The sequence below is a fragment of the Nigerium massiliense genome, assembly GCF_000826085.1.
Taxonomy (GTDB): Bacteria; Actinomycetota; Actinomycetes; order Propionibacteriales; family Propionibacteriaceae; genus Propioniciclava; species Propioniciclava massiliense.
In genome coordinates this window covers 39,448-53,077 of the sequence record NZ_CCYM01000003.1, presented here as the reverse complement: position 1 = coordinate 53,077, position 13,630 = coordinate 39,448, and the positions used below count along the sequence as shown (strand labels likewise).

Below are 13,630 nucleotides of genomic sequence, written 5' to 3'. Positions count from 1 at the left end.
GCCGCCGCGGGAGATCAGCGGTAGTAGCCGGCGACGTCACCGATCAGGTGGGTCGTGTCCGGGGCGGCATTGCGCAGCGCGATGCCGCCGCCGGTGCCGGTCGTGGCCACCACGAGGTTGGGCACGTCCTGACCGGCGACGAAGTTGAGCGAGGACGACGCGGGTACAGCCGGCCCGGCCGGGTAGACCTGGATGTTGCCGGGGGCTTTGGGCTGGGTGACCGTCACGTTAATGACAACCGCCGCGACGCCGGTGGCGGGAAGCCCGCCGCCGCCGGCCGCCTTGAGCACGACCGCGGACCGCGCCGCGACCGGGCCCTTCGCCCCGATCGAGGACCGGGTGTCGAGGACGCGCGCCGGGTTCAACGGCACGAACGCCCCCTTCGCGCTCACCGGGCCGTCGAGGTAGTAGCCGGCGACGTCGGCGATGAGGTTCGTCGCGGACGACGCGCTGTTGGCGAAGTTGATGCGGCCGTCCGACCCCACCTTGACCACGACGAGGTTGGACGTGTCGGTGCCGGGCGTCATGTTGAGGCTGGACGACCGGGGGGCCGAGGTGCCCGACGGGTACACGGAGATGGTGCCGGCCGAGGTCTGGCCCGTGGCGGTGACGTTGAGGACCACCGCTGAGACCCCCGTCGCGGGGACGCCGCCCACGCCGGTGACCTTGAGCGACGCGGTCCCCCGCCCGGAGACGGCGGTGCCCACGCCCGTGCCGCTTCGGGTGTCGAGCATCCGCGCCGGGTCGACGGCCCGGAAGGCGCCCGGCACCGTGGCGGTGCCGCCGAGGTGGTAGCCGGAGACGTCCGCGATGAGGTGGACGGACCCCGAGGACCCGTTGCGCAGCTTGATCTTGCCGTCCGCGCCGACCCGGACGACGACCGCGTTCGGGGTGTCCGTGCGCGGCAGGAAGTTCAGGCTGGACGTGGACGGCTCCGTGCCGTCGGAGGGCCACACCTTCACGTGCCCGGCCGTCTCGGCCCGGGTGGCGGTCAGGTTGAGGACGACCGCCCCGACGTTCCGCGCGGGGACGCCGCCGGCGCCGGTCACCTGCAGGGTCACCACGCCATAGCCCGGGATGGCCTGGCCGCTCGTGCGCGAGTCGTAGATGCGCGCCGGGGTGAGCGGACGGTAGGCGCCGGCGAACTCGGTGGTCATGGTGACCGTGCCGGGCAGGGTCGAGGTGGTGCCGAAGCGTTGCGACGTGCTCGGGCTGAGCCGGATCGAGCCGGACGTGGTGACGCGGAGGATGTCCGGGCCTCCGACGCCGTCGAAGTTCGCGCCGCCGACGATCGCCGCGGCGTCGTCCCAGCCGCTGCCGATGCCGGCCGTGGTCGACAGCACGCGGCCGAAGCCGTTGCCGGCCAGCAGGTCGAGGCTGCCGCCCGGGCGGCGAGCCACCAGGTCGGGCGTGGTGTCACCGTTGAAGGTGCCGGCCAGGCCGATGAGGTCGTAGTCGACGCCGGCGGTCGTGATCGACTGCTCCTTGAGCAGGCCGCCGCGCCCGTTGGACGGGAAGACCAGGATCCGTCGGTTGGCGCGGTCGAGCGCGATCAGCGACGAGCGGATGTCGCCGCCGAAGTTCGGCGCGGCGATGAACGAGGCGTAGCCGCCCCAGCCCGTGGCCAGCGTGGTCGGCGTCTGGCTGTAGGTCAGGCCGCCGGTCAGACCGCGGTAGAGCTGCAGGGTGCCGTCCTGGGTACGCACGACGATGTCGCGGATGCCGTCGCCGCTCAGGTCGCCGGCCAGCACCGCGTCCCGGGCGGGCTCGGCCAGGGTGAGCACCCGGGTCGGAGTGGACGGCTGCTTCATCAGCTGGGCGATCGAGACAAACTTGCCGTCAACGATCGCGACGTCGGGTTTGCCATCGCCGGTGGCGTCCTGGTTGAAGGAACGGTTGCCGTCGTAGTCGGTGGCCAGGTACCCCTTCACCTTCGACCGGATCTCGCCGAACTTCGCGTACACGTTGCGGCCGGGGCACGTGGTGGCGTTCTCGTCGCGGTGGCCGGAGATGGCGTTGAGGAAGGTCGAGCCGCCGTCCTGACCGCCGGAGCCGAAGGTCGTCCCGTAGGGGTCGACGCCGTGCAACTGGAACTTCCAGGCGATGATGCGCTCGGCCTTGTCGAGCATGGCCGCCGACGGCGCCGCCGTCTCGTAGTTGCCCATGAAGGACAGGCCGAAGGTGCGGGCGTTGGTGACGCCCCACCCGTGGCCGCCCTGGACGGCACGGTTCAGGCCGCCGCCGCGTCCCTCCCAGGCGGTGCCGTACTTGTCGACCAGGACGTTGTAGGCGATGTCCGACCAGCCGCGTCCGTTGATGTGGTACGCCTGGATCGAGCGCAGGATCGCGGGCACCTCGGCCTGGGTGTAGCTGTTGCTGCCGGCCGTGTGGTGGAGCATGACCCCCGTCACGGAGGCGTACGTGTACGGCGTGCGGGTGATCGACTCGTTGGCGCCCCACTCGGCGCGGGTGCGGATGCCCAGGCTCGCCGGGGCGCCGTCGATCGCGGTGCCCGACACCTTCTCGGACGCGGCGACCGCGTCGGACGCGGTCTGCCGCGAGGACATCACCTGCAGCTCCGGCTTGATCGGCTTCGCCGAGACGGTGGCCACCTCCACCTTGGCCACGCCCGTCACGACCGTCGGGTCCGTCCCCTGGGTCTGATCCTCAGGATTGGCGTTGGTCTGGTCCTGCAGTTCCCACGCGGTCGCCTTGCCTGCGGCGTCCACGATGCGCAGGTAGACGACGGGCTTCGCCCCGGCAACGGTGCGCCACGTGACGCCGGCGACGGCGACGCCCGCGGGGGCGGGCATCGATGCGGTGGTGACGAGCGCGCCCGCCGAGGCGGACGTCGAACCGGTGGGGACGCCGGCGCCCGCGACGGCGGGGAGGCCGAGATCGGCCTTCGTGGGGGTGAGTACGACCTTGGCGGAGTCGACCGCGGGGGCGGTCGCGCCTCTGCGCCGCCGCCTGCACCGGGGTGGGGGTCGCGTTCGCGAGGGGGACGGTCAGGGACAGGGCTGCCAGGATGGCGAGCATGCGGCGGCGCAGAGGGGATGCCATAGGGCCTGAAGACTCTCTTGGACAGGGACCCGAAGGTCCGTGAGGGCGGCCTCCCCCCCAGCTGATTGCTCTGGGACCGATGTCGTCTGGTCAGGACATGAGGATCCTAAGACATTTTTAGCGACATGGCTCCCTAAAAATCAGCCAACTTGAGACTTTTTCGTCCCCTCGCCCCCTTTCCCCTTGTCAGAACCAGAACGCCGTTTCTTTGCTGCCTCGACCGAAGCCTTAAGGGCCGCCACCAGATCGACGACATCGGCCTCCTTCGGCGCCTCCTCGTCGCTCTGCTCAGGCATCGCGACGCCCTCCAGCTTGGCGGAGACGACCTCCTCCAGCGCCGCGCGGTAGCTGTCCTCGAACGCGGTCGGGTCGAAGTCGGCGGTGAGCTGGTCGATGAAGGACGTCGCCATCGTCAGCTCCGCCTTCGACGCCTTGGCGGTGTCCGGCGGCGCGGCGAACTCCCCGTCGCGTAGCTCGTCTGGCCACAGCATGGTGTGCATCATCAACACGTCGTCACGGGCGCGCACCAGCGCGAGCGACTCGCGGTTGCGCAGCGCGACCTTCACGATGCCGGCGCGCCCCGAGTCGGCCAGCGCCTGGCGCAGCAGCACGTAGGGCTTCACGCCCGGCCCCTCGGCCTCCAGGAAGTAGGACTTGCTGAAGTAGGCCGGGTCGATCTGCTCCATGTCGACGAATTGGACGATCTCGATCGACTTCGCGCTGGGCAGCGGCAGGTCCTCGAGGTCCGACGCCTCGAGCGTCACCATCCGGCCGTCGCCGGCCTCGTACCCCTTGGCGATGTGCTCGTAGGGGATCTCGTTCCCGCAGACCTCGCAGACCCGCTTGTAGCGGATACGTCCGCCGTCCTCGTCGTGAACCTGGCGGAAGGTGATGTCCTTCTCCTCCGTGGCCCCATAGAGCTTGATGGGGATGGTGACGAGGCCGAACGAGACGGCACCCTTCCAGATCGAACGCGGCATGCGCCCAGTGTGACAGGACTGCCCGTGTTGGCAACTTCAGGGACGCCGTCCGGAGCGGTCGGTTCGCCGGGGCCGCGCCTCGGCCCGGGCGCGGGGCCGCTCGGCATCAGTCCTGGGTCAAGCGGTCCCACTCCGCCGGGCCGTGCCACAGCAGGTCGGTCTCGGCGAGCAGTCGCTCGTGGGCCGGATCGTCCCAGGCCTGCGCCAGCGGCGCCTCCCCCAGCTCGGCACGCACGCCGGCGGCGATCGACCGCCCTTCCTCATCGTCGGAGAAGAGCGCGCTGACCGCGTCGAAGCCCACGGTGCCGGTCTCGACCTGACCGAAGTCGTCGCGCAGGTCGCGAGCGCGCTGGTCCTCTGCCACCGCGACCAGCCGGACGCCGTGACGCAGCAGCGCCTCCAGTGCGGCGACGTAGAGGGCGGTGCGCTCGGCGTCCTCGTCGTCCGCCTCGGTCAGGCCGAAGGAGGCGAGGAACGACGGCGTCGTCGCGTAACCGCGGACGCCCTCCAACGGCGTCCCGGACGCGAGCGCGGTCAGGTCGAGCGGGCTGAGCGGAAGAAACACGAGCACGTCCCCAGCATCGCACGCATCGCGACGGGGAGTCCTCCCCATTCCCCGTTCGGCCACGGTGCGGCACCGTGCGCTCATGATGATCCTCGCTCCGGCGCCGCTGACGCGCCCCGCTCGGCGGCTGCTCAACACCGCCACGCCGCTGTCCCCCTTCGCGGTGCCGCTGCCGGCGGCGTCCCGGAGCTCGGGCCGCGGGACGTCCGACGCGCAGCAGGTGGCGCATCGCATGGGTCAGGCGTTGGTGGAGGTGCTCCGCGGTCGGCGTCCGGCCCAGCATCTGGAGGGCGTGACCGCCCCGCGCGTCTACGACACCGTGGAAAGGCTGGCCCGCGGCGGGCACGGCGCCTCCCTCCGCCTCGTGCGGGTGCACGCCCAGGTGCCGGCGCCCGGGGTCGTCGAGGCGACGCTGGCGCTGAGCCACGAGGGGTCCGGGCAGACGTACGCCGCGGCCCTCCGGCTGGAGAACCGCGGCGCGCGCTGGGTCTGTCAGGCCATCGAGATCGCCCTGGCGGGCGGCGGCGTCACCGTCGCCCGTGGCAGTTCTTGAACTTCTTGCCCGAGCCGCAGGGGCACAGCTGGTTGCGGCCGACGTTCTTGAACGTCTCCTCCTCGACCGTCGGGGCGGCGTCCTCGGCCCGGACGATCTGGTTGCCGTCCTCATCCGGCGCCGAGTAGTTGAGCGCGTGCCGGGGGCGGTGCTCGGCGAGTTCGCTGTCCCCGAGCATGTCGGCGGCACGCAGCGGCGTCCCTCCCCCGTCGACCTGCATCCCCACCTCGGGCTGCGGCTGCGCGGGCTCGACGTTGACCTCGAGGTTGAACAGGTAGCCGACGACCTCCTCCAGGAACGCGGCCATCATCGCCTCGAACATGTCCGCGCCTTCGCGCTGGTACTCGATCAGCGGGTCGCGCTGGGCCATCGCACGCAGGCCGATGCCCTCGCGCAGGTAGTCCATCTCGTAGAGGTGCTCGCGCCACTTGCGGTCGAGGACGGTGAGCAACACCTGCCGCTCGAGCTGGCGCATGATGTCGGGGGTGAGCTCCTGCTCGCGCCGATCGTAGGCAGCCTGCACGTCGCCGGTGAACGCCTCGACGAGCTCGGCCTGGGTCAGCTCGACGTCCAGGTAGTCGTCGAGATTCAGCCCCACCGGGTAGAGCGTCTTGAGCTGGGTCCACAGGTGTTCGAGGTCCCAGTCCTCGATGAAGCCCTGGGTGTGCTCGACGACGACGTCGCTGACGACCTTGGACGCCGCGTCGCGCAGCTCCTGCTCGACGTCGGCGCCCTCCAGGACCCGCCGGCGGTCGCCGTAGATCGCGTGGCGCTGGCGGTTCATCACGTCGTCGTACTTCAAGACGTTCTTGCGCATCTCGAAGTTCTGGGCCTCGACCTGCTTCTGGGCGCTCTGGACGGCGTTGGTGACCTGCTTGTTCTCGATCGGCTGGTCGTCGGGGATGCGCAGCACCGTCAGCACCCGGTCGATCAGGTCGCTCTTGAACAGGCGCATCAGGTCGTCCTGCAGCGACAGGTAGAACCGCGACTCGCCCGGGTCGCCCTGACGGCCGGAGCGGCCACGCAGCTGGTTGTCGATGCGCCGCGACTCGTGGCGCTCGGAGCCGACGACGTAGAGCCCACCGAGCTCGACGACCTCGTCGTGCGCGCTCGCAACCTGCTCCTCGAGGGCGGCGAGCATCGCGGGGAACTGCTCGTCGTACTCGTCGGCCCGCTCCACGGGGTCGATCCCCTTGTTCTTCAGGGCGGCGTCGGCCAGGAACTCGGCGTTGCCGCCGAGCATGATGTCGGTGCCACGGCCGGCCATGTTCGTGGCGACGGTGACGGCGCCCTTGCGCCCGGCCAGGGCGATGATCGCGGCCTCACGCGCGTGGTTCTTCGCGTTGAGGACCTCGTGGGCGACGCCCGCGGCGTCCAGCTTGGCGGACAGCAACTCCGACTTGGCGACGGACGCCGTGCCCAGCAGCACCGGCTGCCCCGCCTCGTGCCGCTCGAGCACGTCGGCGACGATCGCGTCGAACTTGGCGTCCTCGGTGCGGTAGATGAGGTCGGCGTTGTCCTTGCGGATCATCGGCCTGTTCGTCGGGATCGGCAGGACCCCCAGGCCGTAGATCTTCTGGAACTCGCTCTCCTCGGTCTTGGCCGTGCCGGTCATGCCCGAGAGCTTGTCGTACATGCGGAAGTAGTTCTGCAGCGTGATGGTCGCCAGGGTCTGGAACTCGTCCTTGATCTCGACGTGCTCCTTGGCCTCCAGCGCCTGATGCAGGCCCTCGGAGTAGCGGCGTCCCAGCAGCGTGCGGCCGGTGAACTCGTCGATGATCATCACCTCGTCCTCGGGCGTGACCATGTAGTCCTTGTCGCGCTTGAACAGCTCCTTGGCGCGGATCGCGTTGTTCAGGTAGCTGATCAGCGGGGTGTTGGCGCTCTCGTAGAGGTTGTCGATGCCGAGCTTGTCCTCGACCAGCGAGATGCCGTCCTCGAGGATCGACACCGTCTTCTTCTTCTCGTCGACCTCATAGTGACCCCACTTGGTGACGTTGCCCTGGCCGTCGGTCTGACCGCGGGTCATCTGGCTGGCGATGCGCGCGAACACCGGGTACCAGCGGTGGTTGTCCTCGGCCGGTCCGGAGATGATCAGCGGGGTGCGCGCCTCGTCGACGAGGATCGAGTCGACCTCGTCGACGATCGCGAAGTGGTGGCCGCGCTGGACGCAGTCCTCCAGCGACAGCGCCATATTGTCGCGCAGGTAGTCGAAGCCGAACTCGTTGTTCGTGCCGTAGGTGATGTCCGCGCCGTAGGCCACGCGGCGCTCGGCCGGGGTCATGTGGGCGAGGATCACGCCGGTGGTCATGCCCAGGAAGTGGTGGATGCGGCCCATCTGCTCCGACTGATACTGCGCCAGGTAGTCGTTGACGGTGACGACGTGGACGCCCTTGCCGGTCAGCGCGTTCAGGTAGGACGGCAGCGTGGCGACGAGCGTCTTGCCCTCGCCGGTCTTCATCTCGGCGATGTTGCCGCGGTGCAGGGCCGCGCCGCCCATGATCTGCACGTCGAAGTGCCGCTTGCCCGAGACCCGCCGGGACGCCTCGCGGACCGTCGCGAACGCCTCGGGAAGCAGGCGATCCAGCGATTCCCCGTTCTCGAGGCGCTGCCGGAAGTCCGCGGTCTGGCCCCGGAGCTCCTCGTCGTCCATCGCCTCGTAGTCGGATTCGATGGAGTTGACCTGGTCGGCGATGGCCCGCAACTGGCGAAGGATGCGTCCCTCACCCATATGCAGCATTTTGTCTACGACACTCACGTGTTTCGCGCTTCCCTTGCTTTCGTCGAAGGCCGCCCAGGTGGCCGGGACCAGATTCCATCGTAGGGGGTGCGCGTCACCTCGTCATGGCGACACCGCCCCGACCTCCCACCAGATCGGCCGCCACACATGCAGCCTGGACGAAAATCATGGTGGATCGCGCCCTTATCATGCTTAGATTCCGCCACCGAACCACGTGAGGGGAAAACAATGCGGACGAAAAAGCCTGCTCTTTGGGCCATCGCTACCACCGTCGGCCTCCTGCTGAGCGCTTGCGGATCGCCGTCGCTGAGCGGGGGCTCCGCCTCCCCCGCCGGCAGCTCCAGCGCCACCGTCGCGCCCGTGGCCGCCGACCCCGCGCTGCACGACAAGTTGCCCGACCGGGTGAAGAGTTCCGGCACGATCATCGTCGGCGTCGACGCCACCTACAAGCCCAACGAGTACCTCGACTCCGACGGCAAGACGGTGATCGGCATGGACGTTGAGCTGTTCGACGCCGTCGCCGCGCGCATGGGCGTCAAGACGTCCTGGCAGCCGTCCGCCTTCAACGCGATCCTCAGCGGCATCCAGGCCAACAAGTACGACGTCGGCGTCTCTTCGTTCACCATCAACACCGAGCGCAAGAAGTCGGTGAACATGGTCAGCTACCTCAACGCCGGCACGCTGTGGGCGGTCCCCGTCGGCAACCCGAAGAAGATCGACCCGAAGAGCGTGTGCGGTCAGACCATCGCCGTGCAGACCGGCACCGTCCAAGAGGACGAGATGAAGGCCGCCCAGGAGAAGTGCCCGATCAACAACAAGATCACCGTGCTCTCCTTCGGCGACCAGGGCCAGGTCAACAACGCGGTCATCTCCGGCCGGGCCGGCGCGATGCTCGCGGACTCGCCGATCACCAACTTCGCGATCAAGCAGTCGAACAACAAGATCGAGGCGCTCGGGGAGGTCACCGACTCCGCGCCGTACGGGTTCGTCGTCTCCAAGAGCAACACCGCGTTCGCCGACGCGATCGCCCAGGCCACCCGTGACATCAAGAAGTCCGGCCAGTACGACGCGATCCTCGCCAAGTACGGCCAGGAGAACTCCGCGACCGACCAGATCTCGGTGAACCCCTGACGATGGCTGAGTCAACTCCTCGGGCTGAGGAACGGCCCGGCGCCATCGACGCCGTGCCCGTCCGGCACCCCGGGCGGATGGTCGCCGTCGTCGTCGTGATCCTGATCGCCCTCATGCTGATCGACCAGTTGCTGCACAACCAGGCGTTCGACTGGTCGTTCACGTGGGCGGCCATGCAGCAGCCGCCGGTCATCGACGGGTTCATCAAGGGCACGCTGATCGTGACCGTGCTGGCGATGCTGTTCGGCGTCGCCCTGGGCATCGTCTTGTCGATCATGCGGTTGTCGCCGAACCCGATCCTGCGCGGGGTGGCGTTCGCCTACACGTGGTTCTTCCGGGCGATCCCCCGGTACGTGCTGCTGACGCTGCTCGGCGCCGCGGGGGCGTTCTTCCCCAGCGGCATGATCCCCCTGGGCATCCCCTACGGGGATCGGTTGATGTCGTTCTTCGGTATCGATGCCACCCTGACGTGGGGCGCCGTCGACGCCAACCAGCTGTTCACCGGCCTGCTCGGCGCGGCGCTCGGCCTGGGCCTGTCCGAGGCGGCCTACATGGCCGAGATCGCCCGCTCCGGCATCATCAGCGTCGACCGCGGGCAGACCGAGGCCGCCCAGGCCCTGGGCATGAGCCGGAGCCAGGCCATGACGCGCATCGTCCTGCCGCAGGCGATGCGCGTCATCGTGCCGCCGACGGGCAACGAGACCATCGCGATGTTCAAGGACACCTCGCTGCTCAGCGCGATCCCGCTGGCCACCGAGCTGTTCTTCCAGCTGAACCAGATTTCCACGCAGTATTACAAGCCGATCCCCTCCTACGTCGCGGCCACGATCTACTATCTGTTGGCCACGACCGTGCTGATGATCGGGCAGGCACAGCTCGAGAACCACTTCGGCCGCGGCTACGCGCCGTCCCCGTCCCGCCGGAACGCGGCGAAGGCGAACGACACCACCGCCGTCGATTTCCCCGGGAGTGATCACTGATGGCCCAGCCCGACCCGTCCGCCCACCAGGTGCTGGCGGTCAACGTCCAGAAGTCGTTCGGCTCGGTGCAGGTGCTGCGCGGCGTCGACCTGACGGTCGACCGCGGCGAGGTCGTCTGCCTGCTCGGCCCCTCGGGCTCCGGCAAGACGACGTTCCTGCGGCTGATCAACCAGATGGAGCGGCTGGACGCCGGCCGCATCTGGGTGGACGGCGAGCTGGCCGGCTACGAGGAGCGGGACGGCAAGCTCTACGAGCGCACCGACAAGGACATCGCCCGTCAGCGCTCGCACATCGGCATGGTGTTCCAGCGGTTCAACCTGTTCCCGCACAAGACCGCGCTGGAGAACGTCACCGAGGCCCCCATCGTCGTCAAGCGGGAGCAGCCCGACCGCGCGCGCTCGCGCGCGATGGACCTGCTGGGGCAGGTCGGCCTGGCCGACAAGGCCGACAACTACCCCTCCCAGCTGTCCGGCGGCCAGCAGCAGCGCGTGGCGATCGCCCGCGCGCTCGCCATGGAACCCGACCTGATGCTGTTCGACGAGCCGACGTCCGCGCTCGACCCCGAACTCGTCGGGGAGGTGCTCGGCGTCATGAAGGACCTCGCGGCGCACGGCATGACGATGATCGTCGTCACCCACGAGATCGCGTTCGCCCACGACGTCGCCGACCGGGTGATCTTCATGGACGGCGGCGTCGTCGTCGAGCAGGGCACGCCCGACGCGGTGCTGCGGCACCCGCAGGAGGATCGCACGCGGACGTTCCTGAGCCGGGTGCGGCACGACCAGGAGCGCGCCGAGGAGACGATCGAACAGCGGGCGATCCCGTTCGCTCACGACGAGCGCGACGGCGCTCCGGTCCCGACCGGAGTAGACGTCGCAGACCGTCAGGCCGGCGACGACGAGCGCCGCTCGGCCGAGGGCGGCTCGTCGCGGGCCGAGGGCTGAGCCTGTCAGGACAGCGCGCGGGCCAGGTGCTCGTGCAGGTCGCCGCGCGGCTCGACGGCCACGTCGCCCAGCGCCTGCCAGGACGCCAGCGTGCGTAGCTCGCCGGCGAGGCGTGCGGCGGTGTCCCCGGCATCCGCGCCGGGCTCGAGCCAGGACGCCAGCACCCGCAGCACCCCGGCCGCCCGGTCGGCCTTGAGGTCGACCCGCGCCGCGATGGCCTCGTCGCACAGGAACAGGTACACGTAGTAGCCGAACTCCCGGCGCGCCGCGGGCGTGTAGATCTCGATGCGGTACCGCAGCCCGAACAGCGTCTCGAGGCGCTGCCGCTCGTAGACGAGCGAGTCGAACGGGCTGATCAACGCCTGGCCATGGACGCGGCGGGGTCGGGCGGCCGTCGTTGCCAGCCAGCCGTCGCGCCAGCCGGGGACGGTGACCCGTTCGGCCTCGCCGGCCGCGACCAGGGTCTGCAGCGAGCGCTTCGTGGTGTCGACGCGCAGGCGGAAGTAGTCGGCGACCGCACGGGTGTCGGCGACACCGAGGGCGCTCAGCGCGCGCCGGGTGAGCTGCAGGTTCGCCTCGACCGGGTCGGGCGTCTCCTCCGCGAGCACGGCCGCCGGGAGGACGTCGGAACGCAGCGCGTAGAGCCGCTCGAACGACGGCGTACGCCCCGCAGACGACACCACCCCCGTGCTGAGCAGCCACTCCAGGACGTGCTTGACCTCCGACCAGTTCCAGCCCCAGTGGTCGCGGCGGCGATCCTCGGCGTGCTCGATGTCGTTGGCACGCAGGGGTCCGCGCTCGGCGAGCTCGGCCACGATGCGTTCGGCGAGGCCGGGGTGGGCGGCCCGGACGGCGTCCACCGCGGGCCACCGCCGCGCCTGCGCGGCCGCCATCCTCGTGCGCAGCGCCGGCTCCAGCCGGACGTCGATGAGGCTCGCCGCGTGCCCCCAGTACTCGAACAGGCGGCGGGGCGCCTTCGCGTAGCAGCGGTCGAGCAGCCCCGGCTCGTAGGGGCCCAACCGGGCGAACAGCGGAAAGTAGTGGGCTCGCGCGACGATGTTGATGGAGTCGATCTGGAACTGTGCGACCTGGTCGATGACCCGCTGCACCTGCCGCATCCCCACCGTGGCGGGACGCGGACGCCCGAAGCCCTGGGCGGCCAGGGCGATCCGGCGCGCCTGCGGCAGAGTCAAGGAGCGGCCGGGCGCCCGAGACGCCCGGCCGCTCACCGAGGGACTCACTCCGCGAGCTTCTCGTCCACGGTCAGGTGAATGACGCCGTAGTCGTAGGCGCGGCGCCGGTAAACCACGCTGGGAGCCTTGGTCTCGGCGTCGCAGTAGAGGAAGAAGTCGTGCCCGACGAGCTCCATCTCGTCCAGGGCCTGTGCCAACGTCAACGGCGTCGCCGGGAAGAACTTCTCGCGCACGACCAGCGGGCCGTCGCCGGTGACCTCGAGCCCCGCGATGCGGTGGGTCTCGACGCCCTCGCCGTCGCCGGAGTCGCCCGGTGCGGGCGACGAACCCAGATCCTGCACCTCGTACTGAGGCGGCCGGAGCCCGCGGTGGTGCTTGCGCCGATCCGCGGCGCGGCGCAGCTGCGCCTTCAGCTTGTCGAGGGCATGGTCGAACGCCACCTGCTTATCCTCGGCCGCCGCGACGGAGCGCACGACCGGCCCCTTCCCCACCAGCGTGATCTCACACTTGATGGCCTGGTCGGGCTGCTTGGCGTGCGGTTCGGCCGAAATCTGGACCTCGATCCGGATCACGCGGTCCTTGAACCGCTCGATCCCGGAGAGGCGCTCAGTGATCTTGTTGCGAAGATCGTCGCTGATGGTGCAACGCCGACCGGTGACGAGGACGTCCATGTCTTCCTCCTGTCTAGGTGCCACTAACAACGACACCCCGGCCGCGCTGTCCCGGCGAAGCCGGTTTCCCGCGGGCGAGGTGCCATGTCGCAAAGCTAGCGCACCTCGGCGGTAACCACAGCGTCACCCTCCCGTCACGCGAGGATGTCGCCGAGGCGTGACCGCCACCACAGCCGCCCCGGCGACTCGGTGCCCGGCCGCCCGCAGCGCACGCTCCGCCTCGAGCAGCGTGGCCCCGCTGGTGACGATGTCGTCGACGAGCACGCAGCACGCGGGCGGGCGCCGCGTCCGCACCCGCATGCTGCCCGCCAGATTCGCCCAACGCCCCTCGACGCTCAGGCCGGCCTGATCGGCGACCGGGCGGGCGTGGGCCAGCAGCGGCGCCGCGGAACAGCCGGTTCCCGCGGACCGCAGTCGTCGCGCGGCGCGCCTGGCCAGCGCGAGCGTGACATCGCGCCCGCGGGAGCGCACGGCGGCCGGCGACGACGGCATCGGCACGAGCAGCCACGGGCCGAGCCCGAGCAGCAGGACTGCCGCGGCGTCCCCCAGAAGGTCGCCGAGCGGGGCGGCCAGCCCGGCGGCGTCGCGTTCCTTGTAGGCGATCAGGGCGGCTCGCCGGGCATCGGCGTACAGCCCGGACGCGCTGACGGGCAGGCCGCCCACGACCAGGCGGGCCGGCTCGGGTGCCAACAGAGCCGCGCAGCCGGGGCACAGCGCGCGGCCCGGGACACCGCACACCGCGCAGCGGCCCCCGAGCAGAAGGTCAGCGGCGGCGGCCGCGAGGCTCGACACAGGCACGCCCCCACGATG

10 protein-coding genes and 1 pseudogene are annotated in these 13,630 nt (G+C 70.1%); 4 read left to right on the top strand and 7 right to left on the bottom strand.

All coding sequences use genetic code 11. From position 1 onward, the window contains the following. Positions 1-14 precede the first annotated feature (14 nt). The 3 genes from BN1187_RS06665 to BN1187_RS14035 form a co-directional block, all read right to left on the bottom strand. Positions 15-2,813, bottom strand: coding sequence for a peptidoglycan recognition protein family protein (locus BN1187_RS06665; RefSeq protein ID WP_052462444.1), 2,799 nt, complete (start codon positions 2,811-2,813; stop codon positions 15-17). Between the two features lie 390 nt (positions 2,814-3,203). Next, a complete protein-coding gene (gene ku / locus BN1187_RS06655; protein WP_052462443.1) occupies positions 3,204-4,043 on the bottom strand; it encodes a non-homologous end joining protein Ku in 840 nt (279 codons plus the stop codon). Positions 4,044-4,149: 106 nt separating this feature from the next. Beyond that, on the bottom strand, positions 4,150-4,614 hold the full coding sequence (locus tag BN1187_RS14035) for a DUF6912 family protein (protein WP_040160330.1): 465 nt from the start codon (positions 4,612-4,614) through the stop codon (positions 4,150-4,152). Between the two features lie 76 nt (positions 4,615-4,690). Between BN1187_RS14035 and BN1187_RS14030 the strand changes: the two genes are divergently transcribed. Beyond that, positions 4,691-5,161 (top strand): Rv3235 family protein, encoded by a 471-nt coding sequence (locus tag BN1187_RS14030; protein ID WP_040160327.1) that lies wholly within the window; start codon positions 4,691-4,693, stop codon positions 5,159-5,161. On the opposite strand, the gene secA is transcribed toward BN1187_RS14030, so the two are convergent. Next, positions 5,136-7,919 carry a preprotein translocase subunit SecA gene (secA, locus tag BN1187_RS06640; protein ID WP_390620206.1) on the bottom strand — a complete coding sequence of 928 codons (2,784 nt, stop codon included), beginning with the start codon at positions 7,917-7,919 and terminating at the stop codon, positions 5,136-5,138. The two genes, BN1187_RS14030 and secA, sit on opposite strands and share 26 nt — an antisense overlap. A gap of 210 nt (positions 7,920-8,129) precedes the next feature. On the opposite strand from secA, the gene BN1187_RS06635 reads away from it, so the two are divergent. The 3 genes and pseudogenes from BN1187_RS06635 to BN1187_RS06625 all read left to right on the top strand — a co-directional run. Further along, positions 8,130-9,032 (top strand): ABC transporter substrate-binding protein, encoded by a 903-nt coding sequence (locus BN1187_RS06635; protein WP_040160322.1) that lies wholly within the window; start codon positions 8,130-8,132, stop codon positions 9,030-9,032. Positions 9,033-9,034: 2 nt separating this feature from the next. After that, the gene (locus BN1187_RS06630) at positions 9,035-10,012 is read left to right on the top strand and encodes an amino acid ABC transporter permease (RefSeq protein ID WP_052462441.1); all 978 of its coding nucleotides are present in this window, start codon (positions 9,035-9,037) and stop codon (positions 10,010-10,012) included. After that, a pseudogene (locus tag BN1187_RS06625) lies at positions 10,012-10,788 on the top strand (amino acid ABC transporter ATP-binding protein); the annotation flags it as partial. The gene BN1187_RS06630 and the pseudogene BN1187_RS06625, both read left to right, overlap by 1 nt. 173 nt (positions 10,789-10,961) lie before the next feature. Here BN1187_RS06625 and BN1187_RS06620 read toward each other — a convergent pair. From BN1187_RS06620 to BN1187_RS06610, 3 genes are all read right to left on the bottom strand, one after another. After that, positions 10,962-12,149 carry a winged helix-turn-helix domain-containing protein gene (locus BN1187_RS06620; protein ID WP_235750624.1) on the bottom strand — a complete coding sequence of 396 codons (1,188 nt, stop codon included), beginning with the start codon at positions 12,147-12,149 and terminating at the stop codon, positions 10,962-10,964. A gap of 44 nt (positions 12,150-12,193) precedes the next feature. Then, positions 12,194-12,820, bottom strand: a complete 627-nt coding sequence (gene hpf / locus BN1187_RS06615; RefSeq protein WP_040160320.1) for a ribosome hibernation-promoting factor, HPF/YfiA family — start codon at positions 12,818-12,820, stop codon at positions 12,194-12,196. 123 nt (positions 12,821-12,943) lie between these two features. Next, positions 12,944-13,618: a ComF family protein gene (locus BN1187_RS06610; RefSeq protein WP_072042004.1), complete on the bottom strand. Its 675-nt coding sequence runs from the start codon at positions 13,616-13,618 to the stop codon at positions 12,944-12,946. Positions 13,619-13,630: the final 12 nt, after the last annotated feature.